Origin of the sequence: Enterobacter sp. 168J2, from assembly GCF_034107265.1 — a bacterium.
Classification (GTDB): Bacteria; Pseudomonadota; Gammaproteobacteria; order Enterobacterales; family Enterobacteriaceae; genus Enterobacter; species Enterobacter nematophilus.
The window spans coordinates 141,394-156,697 of the sequence record NZ_JAWNEB010000007.1 but is presented as its reverse complement, the minus strand read 5'-3'; the positions used below and the strand labels follow the sequence as shown (position 1 = coordinate 156,697).

General features: G+C 56.9%; 13 protein-coding genes. 5 read left to right on the top strand and 8 right to left on the bottom strand.

Features of this window, described 5'->3' with window-relative positions:
- Positions 1-190: 190 nt before the first annotated feature.
- Together pdeH and USG84_RS18215 are read left to right on the top strand one after the other, a co-directional pair.
- The gene (gene pdeH / locus USG84_RS18220) at positions 191-964 is read left to right on the top strand and encodes a cyclic-guanylate-specific phosphodiesterase (RefSeq protein ID WP_151413436.1); all 774 of its coding nucleotides are present in this window, start codon (positions 191-193) and stop codon (positions 962-964) included.
- A 65-nt stretch (positions 965-1,029) separates the two neighbouring features.
- The gene (locus USG84_RS18215; RefSeq protein ID WP_151413437.1) at positions 1,030-3,072 is read left to right on the top strand and encodes an AsmA family protein; all 2,043 of its coding nucleotides are present in this window, start codon (positions 1,030-1,032) and stop codon (positions 3,070-3,072) included.
- 61 nt (positions 3,073-3,133) lie between these two features.
- On the opposite strand, the gene USG84_RS18210 is transcribed toward USG84_RS18215, so the two are convergent.
- The 3 genes from USG84_RS18210 to USG84_RS18200 all read right to left on the bottom strand — a co-directional run bounded on the left by USG84_RS18210 (position 3,134) and on the right by USG84_RS18200 (position 6,694).
- A complete protein-coding gene (locus tag USG84_RS18210; RefSeq protein WP_028014749.1) occupies positions 3,134-4,456 on the bottom strand; it encodes an MFS transporter in 1,323 nt (440 codons plus the stop codon).
- Between the two features lie 261 nt (positions 4,457-4,717).
- Complete coding sequence (yhjD, locus tag USG84_RS18205; RefSeq protein WP_151413438.1) at positions 4,718-5,743, bottom strand: inner membrane protein YhjD; 1,026 nt, start codon at positions 5,741-5,743, stop codon at positions 4,718-4,720.
- Between the two features lie 51 nt (positions 5,744-5,794).
- A complete protein-coding gene (locus tag USG84_RS18200) occupies positions 5,795-6,694 on the bottom strand; it encodes a LysR family transcriptional regulator (protein WP_151413439.1) in 900 nt (299 codons plus the stop codon).
- A 119-nt stretch (positions 6,695-6,813) separates the two neighbouring features.
- On the opposite strand from USG84_RS18200, the gene USG84_RS18195 reads away from it, so the two are divergent.
- Positions 6,814-7,572 carry an SDR family NAD(P)-dependent oxidoreductase gene (locus USG84_RS18195; RefSeq protein ID WP_253543520.1) on the top strand — a complete coding sequence of 253 codons (759 nt, stop codon included), beginning with the start codon at positions 6,814-6,816 and terminating at the stop codon, positions 7,570-7,572.
- 173 nt (positions 7,573-7,745) lie between these two features.
- The gene (locus USG84_RS18190) at positions 7,746-8,348 is read left to right on the top strand and encodes a response regulator transcription factor (RefSeq protein ID WP_151413440.1); all 603 of its coding nucleotides are present in this window, start codon (positions 7,746-7,748) and stop codon (positions 8,346-8,348) included.
- Here the strand turns inward: USG84_RS18190 and USG84_RS18185 are convergent.
- Together USG84_RS18185 and USG84_RS18180 are read right to left on the bottom strand one after the other, a co-directional pair.
- Positions 8,327-8,665 carry a lysozyme gene (locus tag USG84_RS18185; protein ID WP_151413441.1) on the bottom strand — a complete coding sequence of 113 codons (339 nt, stop codon included), beginning with the start codon at positions 8,663-8,665 and terminating at the stop codon, positions 8,327-8,329. The two genes, USG84_RS18190 and USG84_RS18185, sit on opposite strands and share 22 nt — an antisense overlap.
- Positions 8,666-8,736: 71 nt before the next feature.
- Complete coding sequence (locus USG84_RS18180) at positions 8,737-9,276, bottom strand: GNAT family N-acetyltransferase (RefSeq protein WP_151413442.1); 540 nt, start codon at positions 9,274-9,276, stop codon at positions 8,737-8,739.
- Positions 9,277-9,423: 147 nt separating this feature from the next.
- Between USG84_RS18180 and USG84_RS18175 the strand changes: the two genes are divergently transcribed.
- Positions 9,424-11,016: an STY4199 family HEPN domain-containing protein gene (locus USG84_RS18175; RefSeq protein WP_253543412.1), complete on the top strand. Its 1,593-nt coding sequence runs from the start codon at positions 9,424-9,426 to the stop codon at positions 11,014-11,016.
- A gap of 73 nt (positions 11,017-11,089) precedes the next feature.
- Here the strand turns inward: USG84_RS18175 and USG84_RS18170 are convergent, their stop codons facing one another.
- The 3 genes from USG84_RS18170 to USG84_RS18160 form a co-directional block, all read right to left on the bottom strand.
- On the bottom strand, positions 11,090-12,739 hold the full coding sequence (locus tag USG84_RS18170; protein ID WP_061096807.1) for an alpha,alpha-trehalase: 1,650 nt from the start codon (positions 12,737-12,739) through the stop codon (positions 11,090-11,092).
- Positions 12,740-12,922: 183 nt separating this feature from the next.
- Positions 12,923-14,275 carry a glutathione-disulfide reductase gene (gene gorA, locus USG84_RS18165; protein WP_151412414.1) on the bottom strand — a complete coding sequence of 451 codons (1,353 nt, stop codon included), beginning with the start codon at positions 14,273-14,275 and terminating at the stop codon, positions 12,923-12,925.
- 71 nt (positions 14,276-14,346) lie between these two features.
- A complete protein-coding gene (locus tag USG84_RS18160; RefSeq protein ID WP_061096809.1) occupies positions 14,347-15,189 on the bottom strand; it encodes a 23S rRNA (adenine(2030)-N(6))-methyltransferase RlmJ in 843 nt (280 codons plus the stop codon).
- Positions 15,190-15,304: the final 115 nt, after the last annotated feature.

Genomic DNA, 15,304 nt, shown 5'->3' with positions numbered 1-15,304 from the left:
CTGAGTGAATTAGATGGTCAACTATATTAAAACGACGTTCCATTATTTTGTTTGAGCCAGCGCGTGTTCCGGCAAATTTCTGTCATCTTAATTTCATTTTCGCGGTGAATTGAACATAAAGTTCTCAATTATCGCGCCGATAACCCATTGACGAGTCCAGAAAGGCCATCCCAACAACAGGACATCTGAAATGAAGTCAGAGCAGGTTATCCAGCGGCTGAGCACTACGCCTGAAGCAAGTATTGAGAACTTGCAGGAGCATCGCTACTGGCTGCAATGCGAGCGTGCGTACACCTATCAGCCGATCTACCGAACGGACGGTCAGCTGATGGCTATTGAGATTTTGACCGTCGTCACGCACCCGTCAAACCCTTCCCAGCGTATCGCGCCGGATCGCTATTTTGCCGAAGTTGCCGTTCGCCAGCGTCTGGACGTGCTGGAAGAGCAGCTCCGTATGCTGGCGACGAAACAGGCCTTTTTCGAGCAGCATACTATCCTTGCCTCGGTTAACGTGGATGGCCCAACTCTGCTGGCGCTGCGCCAGAACGCGAAGCTGCAGGAGCTGATCGCCACCCTGCCGTGGCTGCGCTTTGAGCTGGTGGAGCACGTGCGCCTGCCTCAGGATTCTTCTTTTGCGTCGATGTGCGAATTTGGCCCGCTGTGGCTGGATGACTTTGGCACCGGTATGGCGAACTTCTCGGCCCTCAGCGAAGTGCGCTATGACTACATCAAGGTGGCCCGCGATCTGTTCATCATGCTGCGCCAGACCCCGGAAGGGCGGAATCTGTTTACGCTGTTATTGCAGCTGATGAACCGCTATTGCCAGGGCGTGATCGTTGAAGGCGTAGAAACGCTGGAAGAGTGGCGTGATGTGCAAAACTCTCCCGCAGCGGCGGCGCAAGGCTATTTCCTCTCTCGCCCCGTGCCGATGGATCTCCTCGAAAGCGTCAGAACGACCCTCTGATAACCCCGCTTCCCTTTGTCTGGACTATAGTTTTACAGGACAGGTCATCAGGAAAGGGGATAAAAATGACAAAAACAACCAGGGTCATTTCCTGGATTACAGGGATTTTCTTGTTGTTGATCGCGATCGTTGTCGTCATCATCGCGACGTTTGACTGGAACCGCCTTAAGCCGACCATCAACCAGAAAGTCTCAACTGAGCTGAACCGTCCCTTCGCCATTCGCGGCGATCTGGGTGTGGTATGGGAGCGTCAGAAAGAGGAGACCGGCTGGCGAAGCTGGATCCCCTGGCCGCACGTCCACGCCGACGACATTATTCTCGGCAACCCGCCGGATATCCCCGAAGTGACCATGGTGCATCTGCCGCGCGTGGAAGCCACGCTGGCGCCGTTAGCGCTTCTGACCAAAACCGTCTATCTGCCGTGGATCAAGCTCCAGCAGCCCGATGCGCGCCTGATCCGCCTCTCTGAAAAAAACAATAACTGGACGTTTAACCTTGCCAGCGACGGCGAAAAAGATCCGAATGCCCAGCCCTCGTCGTGGTCATTCCGTCTGGACAATATTCTTTTCGATCGCGGGCGGATCGCCATCGACGATAAGGTCAGCAAGGCGGACGTGGAGATCCTGGTTGATCCGCTGGGCAAACCGCTGCCGTTTAGCGAAGTTACGGGCAACAAAGCGAAAGGCGATAGCGCCAAAGCGGGTGATTACGTCTTCGGCCTGACGGCAAAAGGGCGCTATAACGGCCAGCCGCTGACCGGAAAAGGGAAAATAGGCGGCATGCTGGCGCTCCGAAGCGAAGGCACGCCGTTCCCGGTGCAGGCGGATTTCCGCTCGGGGAATACGCGCGTGGCGTTTGTGGGGACGGTGAACGACCCGATGAACATGGGAGGCGTCGATCTGCAGCTCAAGTTCGCCGGCGATTCGCTGGGCGAGCTGTATGAACTGACCGGCGTACTGTTGCCCGATACCCCGCCGTTCGAAACGGACGGGCATCTGGTTGCCAAAATCGATAGCGAAAAATCGTCCGTTTTTGACTACCGGGATTTCAACGGCCGCATCGGCGACAGCGATATTCACGGCACGCTGACCTACACCACCGGGAAACCTCGGCCCAAACTGGAAGGGGATGTCGAATCCCGCCAGCTGCGTCTGGCCGATCTTGGCCCGCTGATAGGCGTGGATTCGGGCAAGGGGACAAAGTCAAAAGAGGTCAAAAAGGACGTTCAGCCTGCGGGCAAAGTGCTGCCTTACGATCGCTTTGAAACCGACAAATGGGACGTGATGGATGCGGATGTGCGCTTCAAAGGACGCAAGATTGAGCATGGCAGCACGCTGCCGCTGAGCGATCTCTCGACGCATATCATCCTGAAAAATGCCGACCTGCGCCTGCAGCCGCTGAAGTTTGGCATGGCGGGCGGGACGATTTCCTCCAACATTCACCTGGAAGGCGATAAGAAGCCGATGCAGGGGCGGGCGGAGATCCAGGCCCGTCGATTGAAGCTGAAAGATCTGATGCCGAACGTAGAGCTGATGCAGAAAACCCTCGGTGAAATGAACGGCGATGCGGACATTCGCGGGGTGGGGAATTCCGTGGCGGCGCTGCTGGGCAGCGGCAACGGTAACCTGAAGCTGCTGATGAACGACGGTCTGGTCAGCCGCAACCTGATGGAGATCCTGGGGCTGAACGTCGGTAACTTTATCATCGGGCAAATCTTTGGCGATGACGAGGTGCGGGTGAACTGCGCGGCGGCGAATGTGGATCTGGTTAACGGCGTGGCGCGCCCGCAGATTTTTGCCTTCGACACGGAAAACGCGGTGATTAACGTGACCGGCACCGCCAGCATGGCCTCCGAGCAGCTGGATTTGACCATCGATCCGGAAAGTAAGGGGATTCGTATTATTACCCTGCGCTCGCCGCTTTACGTGCGCGGGACCTTTAAAAATCCGCAGGCGGGCGTCAAGCCCGGGCCGCTGATTGCGCGTGGCGCGGTGGCCGCAGCCCTCGCGACGCTGGTTACCCCGGCCGCAGCGCTGCTGGCGTTGATTTCGCCGTCAGAAGGCGAGGCGAATCAGTGCCGGACGATTTTGTCGCAGATGAAGAAGTAGTTCCCTTTCTCCCTCTCCCTGTGGGAGAGGGGGGGGGGTGAGGGCATCAGGCCGCAATAAATTACAGCGCCTGATGCTTAGTCTCATGCGTCAGCAGCAGCGCAATCAGCGTCAGCGCCGCCATGGCCGCCAGATACACCCCCACGTAGAACAGGCCGTAATTTGCCTGCAGCCAGGTGGCGATATACGGTGCCACGGACGCGCCCAGAATGGACGAGACGTTATAGGAGAACGACGCGCCGGTATAGCGCACTTCCGTCGGGAACAGCTCCGGCAGCAGCGCGCCCATCGGGCCGAAGGTCAGCCCCATCAGGCTCAGGCCAATCAGCAGGTACGCCATCACCAGCGCCGGGCTACCTGAACTCAGCAGCGGCGGGAAGACGAACAGAGCAAACAGAATGATCAGCGTAGTGATCGTAATCATGCTCGCACGACGACCGAATTTATCCGCCAGCAGGCCGGCAATTGGTACCATCACGCCAAACCCAATCACCGCCATCATCAGCATCCACAGCACTTCGTTACGCGGCAGGCCCAGCCCAACCGGCGCGGCGGCGGTACTGTAGGTCATGGAGTAGACCGTCATGATGTAGAACAGCGTATAGGTCGCCAGCATGATAAACGTGCCCAGCACGGTCACGCGCACGTGTTTGGTCAGCAGGGTGCCCAGAGGCACTTTTACCTGTTTTTTCGCCGCGGCTACTTTTGCGAACACCGGCGTCTCATGCAGGGAAACACGCACATACAGGCCAATCAGCACCAGCACGGCCGAGAAGACAAACGGAATACGCCAGCCCCAGCTCATGAACTGTTCGTCCGTCAGCAGCCAGGAGAGCAGCAGGAAGGTCCCGTTAGCAAAGAAGAAGCCAATCGGCGCGCCAAGCTGCGGGAATGAACCGTACAGCGCGCGTTTACGCGGCGGGGCGTTCTCGGTCGCCAGCAGCGCCGCGCCGCCCCATTCACCGCCCAGCCCCAGACCCTGACCAAAACGCGCCAGCGCCAGCAGGACCGGCGCCAGAATGCCGATGGTTTCGTAGGTCGGCAGCAGGCCGATTGCCACGGTGGAGATGCCCATCGTCAGCAGCGAGGCCACCAGGGTGACCTTACGCCCAATACGATCGCCAAAGTGTCCAAACAGCGCGGAGCCAATCGGACGCGCCACAAACGCGATAGCAAAGGTTGCCAGAGACTGTAGCGTTGCCGCCGTCGGGTCTCCCTGCGGGAAGAAAATATGCGGGAAAACGATGACCGCCGCGGTGGCGTAAATGTAAAAGTCGAAGAACTCAATGGCGGTGCCAATCAGCGATGCGACGACAACTTTATTGCGCGAGTTTACCGGGACGTTTTCCGCACCAGAGTCGAGTGTTGTGGCTGTTGATTGCATAATATTTTCTTATTTTTTGTCGAACGAAAGGCCATATTACGCACAGCAAAAGCGACATTTCAATCTGTAACAAAGCCGCCTGTCGGTTATAAAAGCAACAAAAAGCGGATAATGTTCAGGCCAGCCAAAATGCTTCCATGAAATGCTTCACAGTTTTTAAATATTGGTGGATAAAACTGGTTTTCGGTTAAATAAAAGTTACGGACTGGATTTATATGCTGAAATGATGAGTCGGGCTGAAATATCAGCCCGAGAGCGGGGTTAGCGATGTGTTTTTCCGGGCATTCGCGTGTCGCCTTTGTACTCGGCGGTGGCAATCCACGCCGCGCAGAACAGGGTCAGGCGGGCGAAGAAGTAGAAGAAGGCCATGAGTCCGAGCACCGAGCCAAACGCCGCGCCGGACGGGGATTTCACCAGCGACGGCAGGGTGTAGGTCATCACGATCTTGATCACTTCAAAGCCGATTGCCGCAATCAACGTGCCCCGGAGCAGCGCCTTCTTACGCGGGCGATGACGCGGCAAGCGCCAGAAAATCCAGAAGAACAGCAGGTAGTTGGCGAAGATGGAAATCGCCAGCCCGATGCCGCGCCAGGCGGGCTTCAGCCATTCGATGTAATCCAGATAGAGCGCAGAAATAATCATCTGCTGCGCGGAGCCGGCCACGGAGGTAATGGAGAGCGTGACGACGAGCGCGATAAGCAGGCCAATCAGCGAAACAAAGTCGCGGAAATATTTAACCCAAATTTTCTCCTGATCCTGCGGTTTACGCTCCCACACCTCGCGCGACTGGGCGCGAATAGCTTCGCGGAGGTTGCCCATCCAGTTAACGCCGGAGTAAAGGGCGATGAGCAAACCGACAATCCCTACCGTGGTACGCTGCTGCACGGCGGTATTGATGGTGCTTTTCAGCGTGGTGGCGAGGGTCGGGTCACTGACGTTATTCAGGATCTTATTGAAGATATCCTGCAGCAGCGTCGGGTGCGACGCGAGCACAAAACCGGCCGCTGCAAATGACACCATCAGGATGGGGATCATCGACAGGAACGAAAAATAGGTGATCGCGGCACCGAACTGGTTCCCCATGCGGTCGTTAAAGCGCTCGGTCGCACGTATCAGATGCGCAACCATGGGAAACTGCTGAATTCTCTCCGCCAGACTGGTAACCGTGCCCAGCGCCTTGCTGGCGGTACCGGGAGCTTTAGCCTCTTCTGGCTCGGTTTCCATCTTCTTGATGGGTTCATACTCTAAATGTTGGGTGGGTCGTTGCGGGTTATTTTCCGGCGTCACGCGTCTTTTCCTTTTTCGTTTGGCTGGATGTTACTGAATTATAGCTTGCGACTAATCCACGTAAGCTTTTGTGAGTTCGGTCAGCCACTCCATAAACAGATGAACCCGGCGAGAGAGGTTGCGCCGGTGTGGGTAAATCAGGGAGACAGGCATCGGTTCCGCGCGATACTGCGGGAGGATCTCAATCAGTTTCTTTGCGCGCAGCAGGTCTCGCACCCCAACGCGCGGGGCCTGAATGATCCCCAGCCCGGCAAGGCAGGCGGCCTGGTAAGTTTCCGTGCTGTTGACGGTTAGCACCCCGCCCGTTTTTATCCACTGGGTCGTGCTGCCGTTATAAAATTCAAAGCCCTGAGGGCGGCTTCCCAGCATCGCGGCGTAGTGAATCACGGCGTGCGAGCCTAAATCGTCCAGCGTGTCAGGGTAGCCAAAACGCGCCAGATAATCCGGGCTGGCGCAGTTGATCACCGACAGCTTGCCCAGCGGACGGGCTATCAGCCCTGAGTCCTTCAGGGAACCCACGCGGACGACGCAATCAAACCCTTCGCGGATCACATCCACCAGACGATCGCTGCTGCTGAGCTCCAGTTCGATACCCGGATACTGCTGTAAAAACGCAGGCAGTTTGGGGATGACGACATTTCGAGCAACGCCAACGGGCATATCCACGCGCAGCCTTCCGCTGATGCTCGAGGGATCGTGCTGAAACATGCCGTCCAGTTCATCCAGGTTCGCCAGCAGGTCTTTTGCCCGTTCGTAATAGACCATACCGTCCTGCGTCAGGCTGACGCGGCGCGTGGTGCGGTGCAGTAGCTGGGTGCCAAGCCGGTTTTCCAAAGCCTGAATTTGCCGGGAAACGCTGCCTTTCGGCAGCGTTAATGTCTCTGCCGCGCGGGAAAAACTTTCCAGCTCCGCGACGCGAACAAAGAGCTGCATTGCGTGAATTTTATCCATAGATGAAGCTCATTGTTGTTTGCACTGAAACAGTGAAGCGTTATTACCCATCTTTATTGATCTTCTATCACCTAATAAGCTCTTTCTCAATCTCCATAACAGCCAAAACGAGGTTTATGATGACTGAACGTATCGCATTAGTGACGGGTGGTAGCCGCGGCCTGGGTAAAAACGCTGCGTTGAAGCTGGCGGCAGACGGCACGGGAATTATCCTGACCTACAATCGTGGCCAGCAGGAAGCGCTGGAAGTTGTGCACGAAATTCAGGAAAAAGGCGTCAAGGCGGCGGCATTACAGCTCAACGTCGGGGATATCGCAAGTTTCGAGAGTTTTGCTCAACAGCTTCAGGAGATCCTGAAGAACGTCTGGCAGCGCGAAACCTTTGATTATTTATTAAACAACGCCGGGACGGGTTTATACGCACCCTATACCGAAACGACGGAAGCCCAGTTTGATGAGGCGCTGAACATCCACTTCAAAGGGCCCTTCTTCCTGACGCAGCGCCTGCTGCCCCTGCTTAACGATGGGGGCCGGATCCTCAACGTCTCCAGCGGACTGGCCCGCTTCGCCCAGCCAGGCTCAGGAACCTACGCGGCCATGAAAGGGGCGATGGAGGTGCTCACCCGCTATCAGGCGAAGGAGCTTGGCGCGCGCGGTATCTCCGTCAATATTATCGCACCAGGCGCGATCGAAACCGACTTTGGCGGTGGACGCGTGCGCGACAACGCAGAGCTTAACCAGATGCTGGCGTCGCAGACGGCGCTGGGGCGGGTAGGGCTGCCGGACGATATCGGCGATGCCATTGCGGCGCTGCTCAGCGATAGGCTGGGCTGGATGAATGCGCAACGTATTGAAGTGTCAGGCGGTATGTTCCTGTGATGTCTGCTGTTAAGGGGAGGGAACCCCTTAAGGAAATCCTTAATATGGATGTGTCAAAATGCGGGTAAATATAAAAACCACTGGTGGATTTGTAACCTCTCCATTCATTGAGTTTTTTCTTAAATAGCGCCTCTGTAGAATCCCCCTTCGCTATTCTCAGAGGGAGAAATACGATGCGAGTAATCATGGTTGACAGGCAGTCGATATTTATTCATGGAGCGATACACGGTTTGCGGAAATTAATTCCTGGAATAAATATAACGGGGGCTTGTCAGGCAGACGATTTATGGGCGCAAATATCCGCGTCACCGTCTGCTATCGTCATGATTGATGGCAATTTAATTCAGGATGAGGGCAGTTCTTTCCTGGACGAAATCATGCATCGCTTCCCGTCGGTACGGGTGATGATGGTTCTGGCAAAAAAAGAGAGCCGATGGGTTGAACAACTCATGCAGCTAAACGTGATGGCGATTATCCCCCGTAACGCCAACCCTGAGCGGTTTGCCGCCGTGCTGGATTCCGTGTCCAGAGGGATGGTCTGCTTTCCCGGTGAGTGGGTCAGCCAGCAATCGTCAGCGCAGGCGTTACTTTCCTTAAGCGAGCGTCAGCGTGAGGTTCTGAAGCTGCTGGCGGCGGGGGAATCAAACAAAGAGATTGGCCGCAATCTCAACATCAGTGCGGCCACGGTAAAAGCGCATCTGGAAGCGCTTTTTCGCCGGCTGGAGGTGAAAAACCGAACCCAGGCCGCCATGTACTACACCCGGGCGACGGCCTGAAGCAGCGCTTTCGGGAGTGGAGACGTCACGCCGAAACTCACTATCATCAGTACCAGCGCGTCATGCTGCTGCTGGGTTAATGGATGTAAACATTTTTCCCGCAGCAGCGTTTCACACAGCTGAATATCTTCATGGAGTAAATATTCCGCCTGAAGAGGCGTGATAAGGCCGTGAAAAGTTTCCCGTTCGCGGATCACATGCCCATAGCCGATAACCCATAAACCCTTTTCATCACGATATTTCTCCAGTGAAAGCCCTTGATGTTTCTTTATTAATTCTATGGCGGCAGAAGATATATTCAGCGCATGACCGTTCATATTCGTTTCCTCTTAATGGCGATACTGTAGAGGAATCAAGGTACGAGCAATATCCGCCAAATGGCTATTGATCAGGAATTATTGTTCAGGTATTCCTGTCGTAATAACCCAAATAACCAGTCATTTTGCCAGCGACCGGAAAGGTAATAGCTTTCGCGAAGCTCGCCTTCCAGCTGGAAGCGGGCTTTTTCCAGCAGGCGCCTGGAGGCGACATTTCCCGCGGTGACGGTGGCGGTGAGCCGACGAATACCGCCCTGATGAAAGGCGTAATCGCAAAGCGCCAGCAGGGATTCAAAGCCGTAACCTTTGCCCTGCGCCTCGGGGGCAAAAAGAAAGCCCACTTCGGCGCAATCCTCTTCCCGATGAATATATCCGGTAACGCCCAGCGGGGCCTGTGAGAGGGCGTCACGGACGACGAGGCACAGCCAGTGCGCGCTGCCTGGCGTCCAGGGCGTCAGGCGCGAATCAAACGCCTCGCGGATCGCCGCGACGGGGCGGTTCTCCGCCACAAAGCGCATGACCTCGGGGTGCTGCTGCAACGCCAGAAAAAAGGGCCAGTCTTGCTCCTGCAAGGGGGAGCAGTTCAGGCGTGAGGTCATTAATACTGGCATTAAGATTCTCCTGAAACATTTTAAATGATTTTAGGGTTGTCACTTTATTTCAACAGAAAGTCAGGTATGGTTAAGCGCGTATAAATAAAAAGAAAAACGGCCATTAGTGCCCATTCCGGATGTCTTCGTTGTCGCTTAAGGAAAACAATGACTCTCAGCACATCACATCATATCCGCGAACAGTTTGAACACTGTCTGGCGGTCATTCGCCAGGCGTCGGTGGAAATCTTGCTTCTTCTGAATGTACATGTTTCTGAGGGAAAAGATCCACGCTGGTTTCTGGAACAGCTGGACAGCGCGCGTTTAGGCCTCGGGGGATGGGCTACGGTTGCGAAGAAGCTCAACCTGAATGATGCCGAGATGTCGGAATTTACGCTGCAGCTGCGCCTGCTGCAGCAGCGCGTCCCGCAGTATGAAAGCGGGCAGGATGTCAGTGAAAACCAGCTTATTGCGGCAATGCGGTTTGTGACTACGCTGGAACATCTTCGTCTGCAGCAGCCGCTTCTGACCTACAGCACCGAGCTGGAGCCGGGTAGCGAGCTTCAGCAACAGCAGGCGCACAAGCAGGTACGCGCAATTGAGTTAATGATTAAAGGCCTCATTCAGCAGGCCTGGCCCGATCAGGTGCGGCTCAATAACCACCTTAAAACCTTATTTAACGCTGACCGCGTACGGCGCTGGCTGAAGCATGGCGAAATCAACGATGTCCTGAGCGGCATGATGTTCAGTGAACTGGCGCAGATGCTGGTGGATAAAAAAGAGTTCAGCCGCTATTACGCCTCGCTGTTTAACGACCCGTCCATGCTGACGCTGCTGGTGGAGCCGCGCAAAACGCTGCAAACCTTCCTCGACGACATTCGACAAATCCGCAACAGCATCACGGTGCAGAAAACGTTAAGTTCGGCGCAAATTCAGCTGCTGGATAACTACTACATGCAGATCTCCCGTCCGGTTCAACGCGCGTTCGAAGAGGGGAGAACGCGCGTCAACCCGGCCGGATTCATGGCGGTGGATGCCAGCGAGCTGCACGCGTTCTGGGAAAAAGCGCAAAAAATGGATCGGGTCACCGGTGGGGATCTGTTTGAAGTCCGCGACACGATTGAAAAGCCGACCCAGCGCGCGCCGCGCACGCCCGAACAGCGTGAGCAGCTTATCTCCGGTGCGTTGTGGGGAGCGGTAGGCGTGATGGTAATTGCCATCGTGGTAGGCGGCTTCTGGCTGGTGACCAGCAGCAAACCGCAGCCTGCGGCCGAAAATACGGCGCAAGCGGCGGCTCCGCCGCAGGAGATGCGCGAAACCCCTTCCTCGCGCGAGACGCTGACGCGCATGGGGGTGACCTGGGACGATAATAATTTCCGTTCGGCGATTAACCGCAACGATACCCGCGTGGCGCTGCTTTTTTTGCAGGGTGGAATGGACTGGAAGCTGTCATGGACCGAAGAGGCGATGTCGGCAGGCTATGACGACGTTCTGGAGCTTATGCTGCGCTACCGGCAGAACATGGCGGAAGAGAAGCCGTGTCGTCGTTTCATCAATACGCTCAGCCACGCCATGTCGAACGGCGAGTCTCTGACGTCAATACGTAAAGAGTATCTGAAAGCGTTCTGCACCGTGCCGGCCGTGGTGAAGCGCCAGAAGCACGATCTTGAGATGGCAACGCGACGCGCGCAGTCACAGCCGGATGCCACCACAAAAAAATGGCAGTCTATTCAGACCGCCATTTATGAGGTGATTCGATAAAATTTTTCACCCCTCACCCTAACCCTCTCCCCTTTGGGGAGAGGGTTAGGGTGAGGGGCCAAATCGCACCCCCTCAAGGCTCCCCATACAACCCAATCAACCGCCGCACCACGCCGTTCGTCCAGCCGAAGCCATCCTGCAGCGGATACTCCCCGCCGCCCCCTTCGCGCGGCGTGCTGCTGGCGATGTGGTACTTCTCAATCAGCTTGTGGTGCGTCTTGTAGAAGTGGTTAACCGTATGCAGCCAGCTCCAGGCGATTTCATCCCCCAGCGAGTCGTTGCCGTACTGCTTGAATCCCTGAATCGCCATCCACTGCAGCGGCGCCCAGCCGTTGGGTTTATCCCACTGCTCGCCGGTTTCGTACTCGGTTGCCAGAATCCCGCCCGGCGTCAGCAGACGCGCCTTTACCGCGTCCGATAAACGTTCTGCCTGCTCATGCGTCGCCATTCCAACATACAGCGGCACAATGCTGGCGGCAGAAAACAGCGCCAACTCCTCGCGCCGCCAGTCGTAATCGCGGTAACAGCCGCTCTCCTCGTCCCAAAGATAGCGGTTCACCGCCGCGCGGCGATCGGTGGCCTTCTGGCGGAACAGCTCGGCCGTCTCTTTATCCCCTTTCGACGCCGAAATATTGGCGATGGCGCTCTCCAGCTTAAACAGGAAGGCGTTTAAATCGATGGGGATAAACTGCGTCGTGCGGATGCTGGCGAGCCGTGACGGATCGCGCAGCCAGCGGGAGGAGTAGTCCCATCCAGACGCTGCACCCGCACGCAGATCGCGATAGACCTCATTCGGCGGGCGGCCCGAGTGGCGGGCGGTTTCCACGTCCTCAATCCACGATTCGTCGCGCGGGGTGTCACGGTCGTCCCAGTAGCGGTTCAGCAATGAACCGTCCGGCATGCGCACCGCGCTGCGGTAGGCCTGATTAAGCAGCAGCGACTCCGCGCCGTCCATCCAGAAGGCGTGCTCCATTTTGAGGTGGTCGAGGTAGCGCTTCGCGCCGCGCACGCCGTCCTCTTCAAACAGCTCCACCATCAGGGCAAAGACCGGCGGCTGCGAGCGGCTGAGATAATAGGTGCGGTTGCCGTTCGGGATATGGCCGTAACGCTCGATCAGCCACGCGAAGTTATCCGCCATACACTTCAGCAGATCGTTACGGCCGCTCTCCGCCAGCCCCAGCATGGAGAAGTACGAATCCCAGTAGTAGGTCTCGCTGAATCGCCCGCCGGGGACGATATAGGCCTGCGGCAGCGCCAGCAGGGACGACCAGGGAATATGGTCCTGCGGTTCGCGCGTCAGCACGGGCCACAGGCTATCAATGTGCTCTTTCAGCGACAGGCCGGGGTCGGAGACGTATTCCGTGCTGTAGGTTTCAGGCAGCCAGAAGTGGTTCTCCACAAACTGGCGCAGGTCGAAATCCCGATGGCGTCTGACCTTGCGGTAGCGGATCAGAATATCCAGCGGATCCATCTTCGGCGCGCAGTCGGGGAAGGTTTTGCTGTCCGCAAACAGCCGCGTCGACTGTACGTGCTCGAACAGTTCAAGGTAGCGATCGGCGGGCGTCAGGGCATCGGAGGCGGGTAGCCCCTCGATCATTTCGGGTTCCGGCTCCGCCTCAATCATCTCATCCAGTTTTAACTCGCAGGGATCGGTCTCGTAGCGCAGCTCTTCTGCAATCTCGAATTCGATGTTCTCGGTAGCCTGTAGTTTCTGGTTGAACATGGTGATAGGGACCTCCGGTTGTGTGTTCTAAAGACAGGTTTCTCCGGGCGTCCTATAAGCGTAGACATTCGCTTCGGTAGATGTGGAGGGAAATGTGCGGTAGATCACTCTTTTCGGAGCATTCGTTTTGCAACGATTTATGTATGTGAATAAAAAAAGCCCCTCCGGAGAGGGGCTTCTGCATTATCGCATCGTAACAAACTCTTCCGCCGCCGTTGGGTGGATCGCCACGGTGTTGTCGAAGTCTTTCTTGGTCGCGCCCATCTTCAGCGCTACCGCGAAGCCCTGCAGGATCTCATCCATACCGAAGCCGATGCCGTGGATACCGACAATCTTCTCTTCCGGGCCCACGCAGACCAGCTTCATGCGGCACGGCTGACGATGGGAGGTGACGGCGGTATACATCGCGGTGAACGCGGATTTATACACTTTCACCTGGTCGTCGCCGTACTGCTCGCGCGCCTGCGGCTCGGTTAAGCCGACGGTGCCGATTGGCGGGTGGCTAAAGACCACGGTCGGGATATTGCTGTAGTCCAGATGCTCGTCCGGCTTGTTGTTGAACAGGCGCTCGGAGAGACGACGGCCCGCCGCAACGGCGACCGGAGTCAGTTCAACCGCACCGGTGTTATCACCGACGGCGTAAATGCCCGGCACGCTGGTGTTCTGGAACTTATCGACGACGATGTAGCCTTTTTCGTCGGTTTTAACGCCGGTTACGGCCAGGTTGAAGCTGTCGTTCGCCGGTTCACGGCCAATCGCCCAGATCAGGCAGTCGACGGTCTGGCTGCGGCCATCTTCCAGCTCAAGCGTCAGGCTGCCGTCCGCGTTTTTAATAACCGCTTTAGGCACGGCGCTGGTGTGCAGGGTCGGGCCTTCGGCGTTCATCACTTCAACCAGCGTATCGACGATCAGCGGGTCAAAGCTGCGCAGCGGCGCGTGTTTACGCACGAACAGGTGCGCTTCCGCCCCCAGGCCGTTAATCACGCCAGCCAGCTCTACTGCGATATAGCCCGCGCCCACCACGGCAACGCGCTCAGGCAGGGCAGGCAGCTCGAAGAAGCCGTCGGAGTCGATGCCGTATTCCGCGCCCGGGATGTTCGGGTGGCTTGGACGGCCGCCGGTGGCGATCAGGATATGATCGGCGGTGATCGTCTCGCCGTTCACTTCGATCGTTTTCGCGTCCACAAAGCGGGCGAAGCCGTGGATCACGTCTACGTTATTTTTGCCCAGCACGTTATCGTACGAGGTATGAATGCGATCGATGTAGGCGGTACGGCTGGCGATCAGCTTGTCCCAGTCGAAATGGTTGATCGTGGTGTCAAAGCCGTAGTCCGGGCCGTACATATGGATCGCTTCGCGGATCTGCGCCGCGTGCCACATCACCTTTTTCGGTACACAACCCACGTTCACGCAGGTGCCGCCCAGCGCTTTGGCTTCAATCAGCGCACACTTCTGGCCGTACATGGCCGCGCGGTTGATGGAGGCGATGCCGCCGCTGCCGCCGCCGATTGCGATGTAGTCATAATGCTTAGTCATAGCTCTTGTCCTTAATCGTGAATTGCCGCGATTGTATACCTGAAATCAATAGTTTCCACCGATGGCTGCGATTACTCCGGCACGATCCAGCTGACGGTGGCGTGGCCCGTTCCGGCTGGCACCAGCGTTTTGTGCAGCCACGGCAGCACGTTGTTCATCTGCGCTTCGAGCTTCCACGGCGGGTTGATCACAATCATGCCGGAGGCGGTCATGCCGCGCTGGTCGCTGTCCGGGCGTACCGCCAGCTCAATTTGCAGGATTTTGCGGATGCCTGTCGCCTCAAGGTCTTTGATCATGCGCTTGATCTGCGCACGCAGCACTACCGGGTACCACAGGGCATAGGTGCCGGTGGCAAAACGTTTATAGCCTTCGTGAATGCCGGTCACCACCGCCTGATAGTCGGTTTTGATCTCGTACGGCGGGTCGATCAGTACCAGGCCGCGACGGGAAACCGGCGGCAGCTTGGCTTTCAGCTGCTGGTAGCCGTCGGCTTTGTCGACGCGGGCGCGGCTGTCTTTCTGAAACTCAGAGCGCAGCAGCGGGAAGTCGCTCGGGTGCAGCTCGGTCAGCTGGATGCTGTCCTGCTCGCGCAGCAGCTGGCGGGCAATCAGCGGTGAGCCAGGGTAGTAGCGCAGCTGGCCGTTGCGGTTGAAGTGATTCACCACGCCAATGTAAGGCTCCAGCTCGGCGGGCAGGTCGTCCTGCTGCCAGATGCGGGCGATGCCCTCAAGGTATTCGCCGGTACGCTCGGCATGCTCGCCGCTCAGCTGATAACGGCCCGCGCCCGCATGGGTGTCCAGATAGAGAAACGGCTTCTCTTTCTCCTTGAGCGATTCAATGATCAGGCTCTGAACGGTGTGTTTGAGGACGTCGGCATGGTTGCCAGCGTGGAAGCTGTGGCGATAACTGAGCATGGGTAATGATATTCCGCTGAATTGACGATTTGCCACAGTTTACAGCAGAACGGCACAGATTACCCGCAGGCCCGGCAAGCGCGGCTATTGAAATCCTCTACACTTAACCCCATTA

Excerpts from the sequence above, each read along its gene's own strand:
- pdeH (WP_151413436.1), top strand. The coding sequence starts at position 191 with ATGAAGTCAGAGCAGGTTATCCAGCGGCTGAGCACTACGCCTGAAGCA.
- USG84_RS18215 (WP_151413437.1), top strand. The coding sequence starts at position 1,030 with ATGACAAAAACAACCAGGGTCATTTCCTGGATTACAGGGATTTTCTTG.
- USG84_RS18210 (WP_028014749.1), bottom strand. The coding sequence starts at position 4,456 with ATGCAATCAACAGCCACAACACTCGACTCTGGTGCGGAAAACGTCCCG.
- USG84_RS18200 (WP_151413439.1), bottom strand. The coding sequence starts at position 6,694 with ATGGATAAAATTCACGCAATGCAGCTCTTTGTTCGCGTCGCGGAGCTG.
- USG84_RS18195 (WP_253543520.1), top strand. The coding sequence starts at position 6,814 with ATGACTGAACGTATCGCATTAGTGACGGGTGGTAGCCGCGGCCTGGGT.
- USG84_RS18190 (WP_151413440.1), top strand. The coding sequence starts at position 7,746 with ATGCGAGTAATCATGGTTGACAGGCAGTCGATATTTATTCATGGAGCG.
- USG84_RS18185 (WP_151413441.1), bottom strand. The coding sequence starts at position 8,665 with ATGAACGGTCATGCGCTGAATATATCTTCTGCCGCCATAGAATTAATA.
- USG84_RS18180 (WP_151413442.1), bottom strand. The coding sequence starts at position 9,276 with ATGCCAGTATTAATGACCTCACGCCTGAACTGCTCCCCCTTGCAGGAG.
- USG84_RS18175 (WP_253543412.1), top strand. The coding sequence starts at position 9,424 with ATGACTCTCAGCACATCACATCATATCCGCGAACAGTTTGAACACTGT.
- USG84_RS18170 (WP_061096807.1), bottom strand. The coding sequence starts at position 12,739 with ATGTTCAACCAGAAACTACAGGCTACCGAGAACATCGAATTCGAGATT.
- gorA (WP_151412414.1), bottom strand. The coding sequence starts at position 14,275 with ATGACTAAGCATTATGACTACATCGCAATCGGCGGCGGCAGCGGCGGC.
- USG84_RS18160 (WP_061096809.1), bottom strand. The coding sequence starts at position 15,189 with ATGCTCAGTTATCGCCACAGCTTCCACGCTGGCAACCATGCCGACGTC.